12 protein-coding genes and 1 pseudogene are annotated in these 14,576 nt (G+C 65.8%); all 13 read left to right on the top strand.

Annotated features, from left to right (window positions below; genetic code table 11):
- Positions 1–285, top strand: a 285-nt coding sequence (locus AB4Z09_RS27460; protein ID WP_442241204.1) for a TerD family protein, incomplete at its 5' end; no start/stop codon positions are given.
- A 166-nt stretch (positions 286–451) separates the two neighbouring features.
- On the top strand, positions 452–1,027 hold the full coding sequence (locus AB4Z09_RS27465; protein ID WP_442241205.1) for a TerD family protein: 576 nt from the start codon (positions 452–454) through the stop codon (positions 1,025–1,027).
- 111 nt (positions 1,028–1,138) lie between these two features.
- Complete coding sequence (locus AB4Z09_RS27470) at positions 1,139–2,248, top strand: DUF475 domain-containing protein (protein ID WP_442241206.1); 1,110 nt, start codon at positions 1,139–1,141, stop codon at positions 2,246–2,248.
- 70 nt (positions 2,249–2,318) lie between these two features.
- The gene (locus tag AB4Z09_RS27475) at positions 2,319–2,951 is read left to right on the top strand and encodes a TerD family protein (protein ID WP_442241207.1); all 633 of its coding nucleotides are present in this window, start codon (positions 2,319–2,321) and stop codon (positions 2,949–2,951) included.
- Between the two features lie 96 nt (positions 2,952–3,047).
- On the top strand, positions 3,048–4,382 hold the full coding sequence (locus AB4Z09_RS27480) for a vWA domain-containing protein (protein ID WP_442241215.1): 1,335 nt from the start codon (positions 3,048–3,050) through the stop codon (positions 4,380–4,382).
- A gap of 132 nt (positions 4,383–4,514) precedes the next feature.
- Positions 4,515–5,705: a hypothetical protein gene (locus tag AB4Z09_RS27485; protein ID WP_442241208.1), complete on the top strand. Its 1,191-nt coding sequence runs from the start codon at positions 4,515–4,517 to the stop codon at positions 5,703–5,705.
- The gene (locus AB4Z09_RS27490) at positions 5,702–6,904 is read left to right on the top strand and encodes an HpcH/HpaI aldolase/citrate lyase family protein (RefSeq protein WP_442241209.1); all 1,203 of its coding nucleotides are present in this window, start codon (positions 5,702–5,704) and stop codon (positions 6,902–6,904) included. The genes AB4Z09_RS27485 and AB4Z09_RS27490 overlap by 4 nt, the downstream gene beginning before the upstream one ends.
- On the top strand, positions 6,901–8,196 hold the full coding sequence (locus AB4Z09_RS27495; protein ID WP_442241210.1) for a phosphoribosyltransferase family protein: 1,296 nt from the start codon (positions 6,901–6,903) through the stop codon (positions 8,194–8,196). Before AB4Z09_RS27490 ends, AB4Z09_RS27495 begins: the two co-directional genes overlap by 4 nt.
- Positions 8,193–9,335 (top strand): cysteine protease StiP family protein, encoded by a 1,143-nt coding sequence (locus AB4Z09_RS27500; protein WP_442241211.1) that lies wholly within the window; start codon positions 8,193–8,195, stop codon positions 9,333–9,335. The genes AB4Z09_RS27495 and AB4Z09_RS27500 overlap by 4 nt, the downstream gene beginning before the upstream one ends.
- Positions 9,332–10,210, top strand: a pseudogene (locus tag AB4Z09_RS27505) (HAD family hydrolase). The gene AB4Z09_RS27500 and the pseudogene AB4Z09_RS27505 overlap by 4 nt, the downstream one beginning before the upstream one ends.
- Positions 10,195–11,628 (top strand): vWA domain-containing protein, encoded by a 1,434-nt coding sequence (locus tag AB4Z09_RS27510; RefSeq protein ID WP_442241212.1) that lies wholly within the window; start codon positions 10,195–10,197, stop codon positions 11,626–11,628. The pseudogene AB4Z09_RS27505 and the gene AB4Z09_RS27510 overlap by 16 nt, the downstream one beginning before the upstream one ends.
- A gap of 106 nt (positions 11,629–11,734) precedes the next feature.
- Entirely contained in the window at positions 11,735–12,928 is a 1,194-nt protein-coding gene (locus tag AB4Z09_RS27515; protein ID WP_442241213.1) for a TerD family protein, read from the top strand.
- Between the two features lie 33 nt (positions 12,929–12,961).
- Positions 12,962–14,518 (top strand): TerD family protein, encoded by a 1,557-nt coding sequence (locus tag AB4Z09_RS27520; protein WP_442241214.1) that lies wholly within the window; start codon positions 12,962–12,964, stop codon positions 14,516–14,518.
- The last annotated feature ends 58 nt before the right edge of the window (positions 14,519–14,576 follow it).

Genomic DNA, 14,576 nt, shown 5'->3' on the forward strand with positions numbered 1-14,576 from the left:
GTGCCGGCGAACATCGACTCGATCGTGTTCCCCGTCTCGATCTACGACGCCGACAACCGCAGCCAGTCGTTCGGCCAGGTCCGCAACGCCTATATTCGCGTCGTCAACCAAGCCGACAACTCCGAACTCGCCCGTTACGACCTGTCGGAGGACGCATCCACCGAGACCGCAATGGTCTTCGGTGAGCTCTACCGCAACGGCGCGGACTGGAAGTTCCGTGCCGTCGGCCAGGGCTACGCGTCGGGTCTGTCGGGTATTGCCCTCGACTTCGGTGTCAGCGTCTAGGATGTAACACCCGGTGGCGTCGCGACTGCTCGAACCGGTTGCGTCGCCACCGTTCCGGACGGTGCCAGCGACAGCCTTCTGCTGGCACGGCACTGGTCCTACCACCAGGGGGTGAAGCTGCCATGCGGTCGTCCCCTCCTTCTCACCATTCTCGAACGGAGTAACCATGAGTGTGTCACTTGCCAAGGGCGGCAATGTTTCCCTGTCGAAGCAGTCGGCGAACCTGACGTCCATCACCGTCGGCCTCGGCTGGGACCAGCGCACCACCACCGGTGACGCCTACGACCTCGACGCCTCCGCGCTGCTGACCGGCCCGGAGCGGAAGGTGCTGTCGGACCAGCACTTCGTGTTCTACAACAACCTGCGTTCTCCGGACGGAGCGGTCGAGCACACTGGCGACAACCTGACCGGTGAGGGCGAGGGCGACGACGAGTCGATCAACATCGACCTGGCTGCTCTCGATCCGCGGGTGACGAACATCTTCTTCCCCGTATCGATCCACGACGCCATTCAGCGTGTCCAGTCGTTCGGGCAGGTCATCAACGCGTTCATCCGTATCGTCGACCGCAACACAGGCATCGAGCTGGCCCGCTATGACCTCTCGGAAGACGCGTCCACCGAGACGGCGATGATCTTCGGTGAGGTCTACCGCAACGGCGCCGAGTGGAAGTTCCGTGCGGTCGGCCAGGGCTACGCGTCCGGTCTGTCGGGCATCGCCCGCGACTACGGCGTCAACATCTGACCGACGCCGCTCAACCTCCTGGTGAACGCTGCCACGAGTTGACGACACACGACGACTCCGTGTTGTCGCCAACTTGTGGCAGCGCCACCCTACCGAGAAAGGCCACCTCCCGTGGTTCTCCGCACCTTCGGAGTCTCGTTCGCTGTGACGGTCGTCGCCCTGGTGGTGGCCTTCCTCTACGGTGGCCCGCAGGCCTTGCTGCTTGCTGCCATCCTCGGCGTGCTCGAGGTATCCCTGTCGTTCGACAACGCGGTCATCAACGCGACCGTCCTGCGCCGGATGAGTGAGTTCTGGCAGAAGATCTTCCTCACTATCGGCATCCTCATCGCTGTGTTCGGTATGCGCCTGGTGTTCCCGTTGGCGATCGTGTGGATCGCATCCGGGCTCGGCCCGATCGCCGCGATCGACTTGGCGTTGAACCCGCCCGCCGACGGCGCGGCGTACTTCCCCGACGGCTCACCGAGCTACGAAACCCTGATCACCGATGCGCACCCGCAGATCGCCGCATTCGGTGGCATGTTCCTCCTCATGCTGTTCCTCGGGTTCGTTCTCGAGGAGAAGGAGATCACCTGGCTGTCGTGGATCGAGCGGCCCCTCGAGAGGATCGGCAAGCTCGACCAGCTCGAAGTTGTCGTCGCCACAGCGCTATTGGTGGTCACCGCGGTATTCATCGCGCCGGAAGACAAAACCGCCACGGTGATGATCGCCGGCGCCCTGGGCATGATCACCTACCTGGCCGTCAACGGTCTCGGCGAGCTGTTCTTCAACGCCGACGACGACCAGAGTTCCGGGCCGAGCGAGCTCGCCAAAGCCACCGGCAAGGCCGGGTTCTTCCTCTTTCTGTATCTCGAGGTCCTCGACGCGTCGTTCTCGTTCGACGGCGTGATCGGCGCATTCGCGATCACCGCCGACCCGATCATCATCGCCCTCGGCCTGGGCTTCATCGGTGCGATGTTCGTCCGCTCGCTCACGGTGTACCTGGTCCGTCAGGGAACCCTGTCGGACTACGTGTACCTCGAGCACGGCGCGCACTGGGCGATCGGTGCGCTCGCGTTCATCCTGCTGTACTCCATCGGAACTCACGTCTCGGAGATCATCACCGGTCTAGTCGGTGTCGTCCTGATCCTCGCCGCGCTGGTGACCAGCATCATCCGCAACAAGCGGAACCCGGACGTCCGCGATGAAGCCGACACCCCGGCAAGCGTGCCCGTCAACGCCTGACCCACCCTGCGTATCGCGCCCCACCCCAAGGCTGGGGTGGGGCGCGATCTCATCTGACAAGGAACGACCCATGGCGATCAACCTGAACAAGGTGACCCTCGACAAGGCCACCCCCACTGTCTCCCTCGCGAAGTCGGGTGACGGTCAGGGCACGATGCGGGTGAACCTGAACTGGACCGCCGGCGCAGCGGCTCCCGCCGGCAAGGGCTTTCTGGCGAAGCTCAAGGCCGCAGCGGCCCCGAGTATCGACCTGGACCTGGCTGCGATGTACGAGCTAGCCGACGGCTCGGTCGGAGTGGTCCAGGCGCTCGGCAACTCGTTCGGTGCGCTGCACCAGCCGCCGTTCATCCAGCTCGACGGCGACGACCGCAGCGGCAGCAATACCGCTGGCGAGAACCTGCACATCAACCTCGCGGACATCGRCCAGTTCCGGCGGATCCTGATTTTCGCCTACATCTATGCGGGCGCCCCGAACTGGTCGGCCGCAAACGGTGTCGTCACGCTGTTCCCGACCTCGGGGCCGCAGGTCGAGGTCAAGCTCGATTCGGCGGACAACCAGGCCGTCTCCTGCGCGATCGCGATGCTGCACAGCAACGGTCGGGAGCTGACTGTCACCCGCGAGGTCCGCTACATCCGAGGCTCACAGCAGGAGGTCGATCAGGCGTACGGGTTCGGAATGATCTGGACCCCGGGYCGCAAGTAACAGGCGAGCAGCTCAGGCCAGGGTGTGGGCCGGCGCATTGCAAGATGGCCCGTCCACACCGTGCATGGACTTCCCTTGAAAGGATCCGGTCATCTCGTGACCACCTTGACCCGCGGCGCCAACGCCCGCATCGATACCACCACGACGACAGTCGCCGTAACGGGCACTACTCCTGGCAGTGTCGACCTGTTCGTCTTCCAACTCGGTAAGGGCCACAAGGTCCGTCGCGACGAGGACCTGGTGTTTTTCAACAACCCGGCCTCGCCGGAAGGCGCGGTCTCCCTTGGCTCTCCCGGACAGGTCCGTCTCGACCTCGCAGCGATCCCCGCGGATATCGAACGGATCGCTGTAGCGGTCTCGGTCGACGAGACGGTCCCGGGCCAGTTGTCTGCAGTCCCCGCGCTTGCCGTCGCAGTGAGCCAGCCCCACGGAACGACTGTGTCCGCTGCAGCCGAAGGGCTGACCACGGAGCGATCCGCGGTTCTCCTTGAGGTGTACCGCCACAACGGAACGTGGAAGATCCGCAACGTCAGCGCCGGCTGGGACGGAGGCCTCGCCAAGCTGGTCACCGAGTACGGCGTCACTGTCGACGATGCACCGACACCGCCGTCATCGACTACCCCTCACGGTTCGGCTCTGTCCACACCGGCACCTACTTCCTCCCCAGCGATGGCCGGAGCCTCAACACCCGACCTGGGCGGCGTCCGCACCGTCGCCGCTGAGGCGAAGCTGTCACTCGAAAAGCGCCAGAAGCTCGACCTGCGCAAGAAGGAAGTAGCGAAAGTCCTTCTGGCAAAGGGTGCCCGGGACTACGTCGGTCGAGTGATTCTGGTGATCGACAAGACCGGATCAATGTCGAGCCGGTACAAGGGAGAGGTTCAGGAGATCGTGCGCCGCATGGTGCCGGTGGCTACCCAGCTCGACTCTGATGGGCAGCTCGAGGCGTACCTGTACGGGGACGGGTTTGCGAAGCTCCCCGATGTCACGGTGGACGGCGCCGATAAGTGGATCGACAAGTACATCCATCTGCACGGGAAGCATGGCGGTATCGACTACGACAGGCAGATCGGCGGGGTGAACGACGAGATCCCGATCATGTCCGAGGTGCTCGCCAGCTTGGAGAAAAACACCGCCGTGCCAACGCTGGTGCTGTTCTTCACCGACGGCGGCTTCACCAAACGCTCCGCCATCGAAAAGCTCATGGTCCGGGCCTCATCTCGACCAGCGTTCTGGCAGTTCATCGGCATCGGCCGAAGCGGCTTCGGTGTGCTCGAGAAGCTCGACACGATGACCGGTCGGACAGTCGACAACGCGGGCTTCTTTTCCGTGAACAAGGTCGATTCCCTCACAGACGCCGAGCTCTACCAGCTGCTGTTGTCCGAGTACCCGGACTGGCTTCGCGCCGCACGCGCAGCGAACGTACTCAACTGAGCGCACGGTGGGCGGGCCATCTTGCGATGCGCCCGCCCACAGTGTCTGGAAGGGAAGGTCGGCTCGGGTGTGGCCTGCGGAATCATTTGTGAGGCAGAAACATTGCGGTATTCGGTTAGTTAGGATCAGCCTGTGGCCAAGACCTTCATGCGCCGCTTGTTCTCGGGGGGACCGGACGCTGATCCCGCTGCGATCAGCGCCTACAACGCGATGACGACCGCCTTCCTTCAGTCCGATCAACTGATCGGCGAGATCGAGGACGGCGTCTCCGCCTCCCGCGCCGCCGACCCCGCACGTCGACTCACCGATCAGTGGATGCCGGTCCGCGAGCGCTATTCGGCGGCGACTGCGGCGTACCTGCAGTTGCAGCGTCCCGAACCGGATTCGCCCTACACCGCGGCATCCGTCTACGAGGAGCGCACAAGGCAACTCGAGCAGGTGTGCGCCGAGATGACCAGCTTCCGGGAGATGTTCGGTGAGCAACTGGGCCGCGCTCGTGCCGCGCGGCAACTCGCAGCAGAGGCAGTGCAGCAGGCCCGCATGGACGCAAACACCGCCGTCACCGAGCTGGATCAGCCGGAGAGCCTGCCGTTCCTGGTGTATCCGTCGGTGATCGCCGCCGTCGACGTCCTCGCCGCTCAGGTCCGCAAGCTCGATGCCGTCACCGACACGACGGACCTGAAGGACACCACTACTGCGGTGCGCGAGGCAGCAGCCGCGGTGCACACCGCGCTGGCATCGGCGCCCCACCGCCCCACCGAGGCCCAGAACGCGGTGCGCTCGGTCGCCACCCGCATCAGCGCGGTTGCCACACGGGCCGAGCAGATGGGGCCAGCCCGATCCGCGCTGCTGCGCGAATTCAGCGCTGCTTGCTCGAACGACCTCGTCGACAATGAGCGTGTGGCCGCGGCCGCCGCCGCGGCCGCCGAACACGAGTTGCAGGCCGCGCGGGCCGAGATCACCGCCGGCCGGCCAGAAGCTGCGTTGGCACACTGCGCAGCAGCCCGCGACCAACTGAGGGATGCCGACGACGCCGTCGATGCGGTCACCGACCGGCTGCGGTCACTGCGGGAGGTGCGGGAGAACCCTGGCCAGGTGGCGGACAAGGTGCGATTCCGGTTGCGGGACGCGCAGCAGCTGGCGATGCAACGCGACCTCGTCAAAGAGTGGGGATCGGTGCTCGACGCCCAGGTCGAACGCATCGATCGCGCGTGTGCCGCACTCGACGGGGTACATCCCGACTATTGGACCTACATGACCGACCTCGAAGCGATCGACCGCTTCGTCACCGGGGTCGTCGACCGCATGAGAGGACGCGGATGACCCGCCATCTCGATGCCCCCAACATTCGAATCGGGCAGGCGTTGACCCACTTTCACCAACTGGATCCGCTGACGCGGCACCGACTGTTCCTGCGCCCGCCGGCCCCGTTCACCGACAGCGACACCCGCGAACGTCTGGCGGTCGCGCTCGGCGCCACGTTGTACGTGCCGGGAAACCGGCCGGACCTGGCCGAAACCATTGCCCGCCGCTGCAGCGACGGTGTGATGTCGATGGTGATCGACCTCGAAGACGCGGTTGCCGACGACCAGGTCGACGCGGCCCTTGCCAGTGCGGTCGACGCCCTGGACACGCTCGCCGGCACCCCGGCCGCCGGGATGCTGCTGTTCGTGCGGGTCCGCACAGCCACTGAAGTCCGGACCATCACCGCCACCCTCGGGGCCGGCGCCGCCGCCCTCACCGGGTTCGTGGTCCCGAAGTTCACCGCCGCGACCGGTGCCGACACCCTCACCGCGGTGCGGGAAGCGTCGGAGACGTTGGGCAAACACCTGTACGTGATGCCGGTCCTCGAATCCCCGGTCCTGGCCTACCGGGAGACCCGCGACACCGAACTGCAGACGATCGCAGAGCTACTGGCCGCGCACCGAGAACAGGTGCTCGCGGTCCGGGTCGGCGCAACAGACATGTGCGGGCTCTTCGGGATCCGCCGCGACCGCGACCTGACCATCTACGACGTGCGAGTGGTTTCCGATGTGATCGCCAGCATCGTCAACTACCTCGGCCGGATGGACGGCACCGGGTTCGTGATCACCGGCCCGGTATGGGAATACTTCGCCGACCACGAACGGATATTCCGGCCGCAACTGCGCGAGACCCCGTTCGCGGAACAGGATGCGGTGCGGTTCCGACAGCAACTCGTCAGCCGCGACCTTGACGGACTGCTCCGCGAGATCGCCCTCGACCACGCCAACGGCATTCAGGGCAAGACCGTAATCCATCCCTCTCACGTCGCGCCTGTGCACGCGCTGGCAGCGGTGACCGCGGAGGAGCACCAGGACGCAGTCGACATCCTCGGCGGCGACACCGGCGGTGTGCTCGCATCGGGGTACGGCAACAAGATGAACGAACTCAAACCCCACCGCGACTGGGCGCAGCGAGTTGCTCTGCGCGCCTCAGCGTTTGGTGTGACCAAACCTGGAGTGACCTTCGTGGACCTGCTGACCGCACTGGCGGTCCGATGACCACCACAACCAGCACCGCGACACAGCCGGCATGGGCGACCGAACAGTGCGGCCTGGCCCTCTACGACGCCGGTGACACTGATTCCCAGTGGCGGGTGACCGATCTGGTGCAGGCGGGTCTGCGCCGCAACCCGCGCCGCGCACATCTGCTGGTCTCCACAGTTCCTGGCAAACACCTGCCGACCGACCCAGCCCAGGTTCGGGCGGCCGCGGACCCTCTCGCGAACCGGGTTGTCGCAGTCCTGGGTACCGATGCCGCGGCCAATGCGTTGGTTCTCGGATTCATAGAGACCGCAACCGGTCTCGGGCATGCGGTCGCCACCCGTATGGGTGCGGCCTGTTACCTGCATTCGACCCGTCGCCACACCCCGGGCGTTCTGGTACTCGGTGGGTTCGAAGATAGGCACTCGCACGCCACCTCGCATCTGCTGCAACCCACCTCCCCAGACCTGCTCACCGGCGACACCCCGTTGGTCCTCGTCGGCGACGAACTCTCCCCCGGCGCCACTGCTGTCGACGCGATTCGGGCCCTGCACCAGATCACGGCCCGCGACCGGTACGTGATCGCATCCCTGGTCGACATGACCGAACCCCACTATCGGGCGGCGATCTATGCGGCCGCCACCGAACTGGGGGCACGAATCAACCATGTCGCGCTCGCCGCGGGCCGCACTCATCTGCCGGATGCGCTCACCGAGCAGGTCACCGCGCTCGACCCGCCAGCCCTCAACCCGGTCGCCGAGGAGGTGGGGGACGTGACCGTTGTGCCGGTCAGTTGGCCGGCGAACCTACCCGACGGCAGCCGCTACGGCATCCTTGCCGCCGACACGGAGGCRTTCACCGCGGCCACTGCGTCGGTCACGGACGCTCTGGTGCCGTGGCTCGACACAGACCGCCCAGTGATCGTCGTCGGGCACGAAGAATTGATGTACCTGCCGCTGTGTATCGCCGAGCACCTCTCTGCACGCGGGCTCGCAGTCCGCTACCAGACCACCACCCGATCTCCCGCCTACGTCCACGACGACCCTGGCTACCCGCTGCCCTGTGGATTCGAGTTCTGTTCCCCCGAAACGGATCTCACCGCCCACCGCTACCTGCACAACGCGATATGGCCCGACCCGGATATGGATGCGCAGCTACTGCTGGTGATCGACACCCCCGCCGACACCGCAGCGCTGCGGGCTGCCGGTGGGCTTCTCGACGTTCTCCCCGCCGCCGGCCACGACGTCACCGTCGCTGTCGTCCCCGCCACCGACCACCACGCCCTCACCGCCGCAAGGAACCAGCCATGACCACTTCCGCCACCGCTCCCGGAGAGATCACTACGCCGCCGCTGACCGGCCCCGACTTCGGGTCCTACGCCCCCAACGACGTCACCTGGCTACTCAAGGATCTCTCCGACCTCGACCTGGAAGCCGACCTCGCCGAACGCGAAAAGGCGATCCAAGCCGGGATCGCGCACTACGCCGAATCGCTGCCGGTCGAATACCAGCCCGACGGCGCCTACCAGCAGCTGTTCGAGACCGCGCTCGCTGAATCGGCGCCGCGACTGGCTCTGGCTGTCGGCACCGTCACCGAACTGCTGATTGCCGAACGGGGACCGGGCCTGAACCTGGTGTCGTTGGCACGCGCTGGCACCCCCGTCGGGATCCTCATCCGTCGCTGGGCCCAGCGGTTCCACCAGAGCACGTGGCCGCACTACGCGGTCTCGATTGTCCGCGGCCGCGGCATCGACACCGTGGCACTCGACCACATCACCAGATGCCACGACCCCACCTCGGTGGTGTTCGTCGACGGCTGGACTGGCAAGGGTGCCATCACACGCGAGCTGACCACCGCTCTGGACGCCTACACCGCCGCCGGTGGTCCACGACTGTCGGACGATCTCGCGGTCCTTGCCGACCCTGGCCAGTGCGTTCGCACCTACGGCACCCGCGACGACTTCCTCATCGCTTCGGCCTGCCTGAACTCCACCGTCTCCGGGCTGGTGTCCCGCACCGTCCTCAACGACCGGCACATTGGTCTGGGCGAGTTCCATGGCGCGAAGTTCTATCGCGACCTCGCCGACCGGGATGTGTCCAACCGGCTGCTCGACACCGTCACCGCCGAGTTCGCCGCCGCCCGCGACACAGCGGTCGCTGCGGCGTCCCGGATCGCGGCGGGAGACCGGACGCCGACGTGGTCGGGGTGGGCGTCGGTGGAGCGGGTGCGCTCCGAATACGGCATCAGCTCGGTGAACTTCGTCAAACCTGGTGTCGGGGAAACTACCCGAGTGCTGCTGCGCCGCGTCCCGTGGAAGGTGCTTCTCCGAGAAGCCGACGCCCCCGAACACGCCCACATCCGTCTGCTCGCCGCAGCCCGCGGCGTCCCCGTCGAAGTCGTCCCCGGCCTCGCTTACGCGTGCATGGGTCTGATCAAGGAACAGCCATGACCGCGCGGACTCTGGTCGCCACCGACCTCGACCGCACCATGATCTACTCCCGCACGGCCGCTGGGAACCAGTTCGAGGCCACCGAACCGGTGTGCGTGGAGATCTATCAGGACGCCCTGCTGTCGTACATGACCGCGACCGCCCACACCCTGCTCGCCGACTTGGCCGTCCGCGCGATCGTCGTGCCCACCACCACTCGAACCCCTGCCCAGTACCAGCGCATCACTCTGCCGGGTGGCCCGTACCGGTACGCGGTCGCCAGCAACGGCGGCTCGATCCTCGTCGAGGGCCGCCCTGATGCGGACTGGCGGCAGCGGATCGACCGTCTGGTCGCGGCCATCGGCCCGGCCGTCACCACCATCGTCGATGAACTGTGCACCCGCATCGACGAGCGCTGGGTGCGGAGCCTGCGCACGCCGACGACCTGTTCTGCTACCTGGTCGTCGACACCACTACCCAACCCGACGACTTCGTGACCGCCTGGCAGACCTGGTGTGGGCCGCGCGGCTGGAACGTCTCCCAACAGGGTCGCAAGATCTACACGATGCCGAACCCGGTCACCAAGAGCGCCGCGATCCGAGAAGTCCACAACCGCCTCACCGCCGACCGAACCCTACACGCCAACAGCATCGTTCTCGCCGCCGGTGACGGTGTGCTCGACATCGACCTCCTCGAACACGCCGACTTCGCGATCCGGCCCCGCCACGGCGAACTCGAGGAAACCCGGTGGCAGCACCCGAACGTCACCGTCACTGCCGCTCGAGGCACCCCCCGCCGGTGAAGAAATCCTCACCTGGTTCCAACGCCACATCGGTGGCACAATCCACCCCAAACCACCAGCAGCGCAAAGGATGTCGACGTGCACCAAGAGCTGAGCAAAGGCCAGAACGCGCCGCTGACAGCCACCGAGGTGATCGTTTCGGTCACCGTCCCGGCACCCGCGGACCTATCAGCCCTCCTCGTCACCGACGCCGGAACCGTGCGCTCGGACCACGACTTCGTCTTCTACAACCAGCCCACCGGCCCCGGAGTTCGCCTGCAAGCAGGGCTGTCCGGCCATCCTGCTAGCCTCGCGGTCACCCTCGCCGACATCCCCGCCGACATTAGTCAGGTACGGGCAATCGTCACCCTCGACGACACCACCAGCCAGTTCGGCCGCCACGGCGCGCCCGTCGCGCAGCTACGGGACCGGGCCGGGAACTTGTTGTTCGAGTACCGCATCGACGGTCTCGACACCGAATCGATCGTTATCGCGCTCGATCTCTACCGGCGCCAAGGGGCATGGAAGGTGCGGGCGGTCGGGCAGGGGTACGCCGGAGGGTTCGCTGCTCTGGTCACCGACCACGGCGTCACCGTCGACGACGCCCCGACACCGACACCGACAGTCACCGGTGCTGCCCCGACCATGACGGCTCCGACGGTCGGCCACCGCGCAGGCAACGGCGCCACGGTCGGGATCCACACCCCACCCCCGGCACCTCCCACAGCACAGCTACCTTCATCAGCTACCCCCGCTCCGACGACGGCGCCGCCAGCCGGGGGACTGGACCGGCTGCCGGTCGACATGCGAAAGCGTCTCGACCTGCGCAAAAATCAAGTCGCGGTTTCATTGAAGAAGCACGGCGGTGATCAACTCAAAGCCCGCATCGTGCTCGTCCTCGACGCATCCGGATCGATGACCAGGCTCTACAGCAAGGGCATCGTCGCCGACGTGGTCGAGCGAATGGCGGCGGTGGCCGCGCAACTCGACGACGACGGCGCCATGCAGGCCTTCACCTTCGCATCCAACTGCGCACGGCTCCCTGACCTAGAGATCAGCAACCTTCCCGAATGGACGCGCCTTCACGTCCGGGTCGGCGAGATGAAGATGTTCGGGCGATCGAAGAAGACACCCCTCGAACTCGGCCAGATCGACATGCTCTCCATCGGCATCCAGAACGAGGAGCAGAAGGTCATCGCCGCAGTACGTGACATGGTGCGCGCCGACCCGCAGCACGTACCGACACTGGTGCTGTTCTTCTCCGACGGCGGCGTGTACCGGAACGCCGAGATCGAGGAGCAGTTGCGGGCCGCAGTACCCGAACCGATCTTCTGGCAGTTCGTCGGACTCGGCCGCATCGGGTTCGGGATCCTCGAAAAGTTCGACACCATGAAGGGGCGCCTGGTCGACAACGTCGGATTCTTCTCCGTCAACAAGATCGACAAGATCCCCGATGCGGAGCTGTATGACCGCCTGCTTTCCGAGTTCCCCTCGTGGGTCACAGAAGCCAGACGACATCGAATCATCCACTGACACAGTCTACCTGCCGCCCCAGCTGAACCGGGCGCAACAATAGAGATCCGCTCGACACCCCCGCCTCAACCGTAGCGCCGAGGCACTGAGAGAAAGACACCGAACGATGCCCGCCCTCGCCAAAGGCCAGAACGCGCCCCTGCAATCCGAGACGATCACCGTCTCTATCGCACTCTCGGCCTCAGCCGATCTGTCCGCGTTGCTACTGACCGAATCCGGGAAGGTCCGCACCGATGCGGACTTCGTCTTCTACAACCAGCCCACCGGACCCGGCGTACAGCTGATGACCCGCCCGAATGGTGCTGCCGGTGCGAACCTGCAGGTCGCCACTGGACAGATCCCGGCCGACATCGACAAGGTCCGCGCAGTCATCACTCTCGACAACCCGGGCGGCACGTTCGGGCAGTTCCCGGCACCGACCGCGCATGTCTCGGACGCAATGGGAAACCTGTTGTACGAGTATCGAATCGAGGGGCTATCCAGCGAGTCCGTTGTCATCGCACTTGAGATCTACCGACGTCAGGGAGCATGGAAAGTCCGGGCTGTCGGCCAGGGTTACGCGGGTGGATTCGCCGCCCTGGTTACCGATCACGGGATCACCGTCGACGATGCCCCCGCATCCGCGGCGCCTCCGCAGCCTGCGTACACACCCCCGCCGGCCCCTACGCAGCCCGCGTACGCCCCGCCGCCGGTGCCTAACGAGATCAACCTGACCAAGGATCGGCCAGTCAGCCTCGCCAAGGGGCAGAAGGTGRGCCTGCGTAAGGACGGCGGAGTCGCCCTGACCATGGTGAGGATGGGACTCGGCTGGGACCCGGTCGAAAAGCGCGGGATGTTCGGCAGCCGCGCCATCGACATCGACCTCGACGCGTCCGCCGTACTGTTCGCCGATCACCAGATCGTCGACGTCTGCTACTACGGGCAGCTCCGCTCCAAGGACGGGTCGATCTGGCACGGGGGAGACAACCTCACCGGCGAAGGAGACGGCGACGACGAAGTCCTCCACGTCGACCTGACCCGTGTGCCGCCGTACATCACAACCGTCTTGTTCATCGTCACCTCATACAAGGGACAGACGTTCGAGCAGGTCCAGAACGCGTTCTGCCGCCTCATTGACGCCACCACCGACGGTGAACTCGCCCGCTACAGCCTCCACGGCGGCATGCCCTACACCGGCATGGTGATGGCCAAGGTGTTCCGCGGCCACGACGGCTGGAAGCTCCAAGCAATCGGCGAAGGCATCCACGCCAAACATCCGGGCGAAGCTGCACCCCAGTTGCACCCGTTCGTCAGCGCCTAACATCGCCCGACACGAGGAGAAACGACAGTGAACATGACGCCGGGACAGAACACCGTGCTGTCGACCGCGACACTACGGTTCACCGCCAACACTGCCACGCCGCTCGACCTGTCCGCGCTGGTGACCGACTTGGCCATGAAGGCACTGTCGTCCGACGACTTCGTGTTCTACAACCAACCGCACACCCGTGGGGTGCGCATGGGATCGGGCGGCGTCGAGATCAACCTCGGCGCCGTCCACCCCGATGCCCACGCCGTGCTGTGCATCGCCAGCGTCGACCCCCTCGCCGCGCCCGGGACCGTCTTCACCACATTCACTGCGCACCTGCACGACCTGCACGGGACACCGGTCGCGCAGCTCGACATCGACTGCCGGGCGGGGGAAACCGCGGTGATCTGCTGGGAGCTGTACCGTCGGGCCGGACAGTGGAAGGCCCGCGCCGTCGGACAGGGTTACAGCGATGGGCTCGCCGAGCTCATCACCTGCCACGGCGTCGATGTCGACACCCCCGCCGAGCCCACCCCAGCCGCTAGTCCCGGCCCACCGGCGGCCGCGGCTACCGGCGCACATGCGGCGATCGAACCGCTCGACTCGAACCACATCGTCGAACGCTTCGAGATGATCATGGAAGACGGCGCACGCTCGGCAGGCGCCCTGATCGCCGCCCGCCAGTTCGCCGAAACCCGACTTGATGACGAACTCACCGCTGCCGTATCCGATCCCGCCACCCGCAACAGCCCACAAGCGGCCGACGCCCGGGCACGGGCCCAGCACCGGCATGACACCGTCCTCGACGAAGCTCACACTCGCTACAGCCGCGACAGCGCCCACCTCGAGAACGAACTCCGCGCCATCAACCCCATCCTGCCGCGATCGTTCGCGGACTGGAACGCCGCCGCATGGACCACTAACAGCTCAGAACCTTCGAGGTCGAACGGCCTGCGCATCGGTGAGCTGTCAGCTCCGCAGTGCGGGCCTCTCCGGGTTCCGGTATGCCTGCCGTTCCCGCTCCGGCAGCCCTTGCGCATCATGGGCCCGGACACTCCAGCAACCGCCGCAGTCACCACCGCCGCCGTCTTACGAATGCTGTCCGCCGACCCGAACCTCCACCTCGACGTTGTCGACCTCAGCGGAAGTCTCCAGATCCTCACTGCACCGCTGGCGCACCGGCCCGACTGCACCACGATCACACGTCTTGACGACGTCGGCCCTCACTTCGAATCGACTGCCGCATCAGCCGAACTCTCCCTCCTCGAGCCAGACAGCCCCGCCGGCACCGAGCCGATCAAAAGGCTGATCGTGCTCAACCACTTCCCCTACGGCTACGACCAACGCCACACGCCAATCATCGGGTTCCTCGCCGAACATGGCCCAGCACTGGGCATTTCAATCGTCATAATCAGCGACGACCTGACCGCCATCGAAGCAGTCCACCCCGACCTCCCCCACCACAGCTACGCACTTCCTGCCAGCGACGGATCTGACTGGCACGACCCTTGGACCTTCAACCCCTGGACCTTCACCCCAGACCGTGCCCCCGCCGACGCCCACCACCTCGCACATGTCGTTGGCCAAATCGCAGGCCAGTAGCCACAACCGGCAAGACTGTTGCCGGGCGAGTGAAACGAACGAAAGCGTTGCGCACAGG

The organism is Rhodococcus sp. TAF43 (genome assembly GCF_052113525.1).
Taxonomy (GTDB): domain Bacteria; phylum Actinomycetota; class Actinomycetes; order Mycobacteriales; family Mycobacteriaceae; genus Prescottella.

Coding starts and splice junctions, on each gene's coding strand:
- AB4Z09_RS27520 (WP_442241214.1), top strand. CDS start 12,962: ATGACGCCGGGACAGAACACCGTGCTGTCGACCGCGACACTACGGTTC.
- AB4Z09_RS27490 (WP_442241209.1), top strand. CDS start 5,702: ATGACCCGCCATCTCGATGCCCCCAACATTCGAATCGGGCAGGCGTTG.
- AB4Z09_RS27500 (WP_442241211.1), top strand. CDS start 8,193: ATGACCACTTCCGCCACCGCTCCCGGAGAGATCACTACGCCGCCGCTG.
- AB4Z09_RS27465 (WP_442241205.1), top strand. CDS start 452: ATGAGTGTGTCACTTGCCAAGGGCGGCAATGTTTCCCTGTCGAAGCAG.